This is a genomic window from Flavobacterium xizangense (genome assembly GCF_054075145.1).
In genome coordinates this window covers 1-249 of record NZ_JBSIPG010000235.1, presented here as the reverse complement: position 1 = coordinate 249, position 249 = coordinate 1, and the positions used below count along the sequence as shown (strand labels likewise).

1 protein-coding gene is annotated in these 249 nt (G+C 42.6%); it reads left to right on the top strand.

Annotated features, from left to right (window positions below; all coding sequences use genetic code 11):
• A partial coding sequence (locus tag ACWA1B_RS23250; protein ID WP_456911041.1) for a carbohydrate porin occupies window positions 1-249 on the top strand: 249 nt, incomplete at both ends.

Genomic DNA, 249 nt, shown 5'->3' with positions numbered 1-249 from the left:
CGACAGCAATACTTTTGAAAATGCTGCACAACTTTCTTTAGGTGCAAACTTCGACTTAGAAAAAATTGCTGGATGGAAAGATACAACAGCGAGCCTAGTCGTGACTAAACGTGACGGGAATGCATTAACTCTCGAGCGTATTAAAGACCCGCGTTCTAGTCAATTAGGCAATGCTCAAGAGATTTATGGCCGCGGTAAAATCTGGCGCTTGTCTCAAGCATGGGTCAAAAAAGGTTTTGTTGATAACAC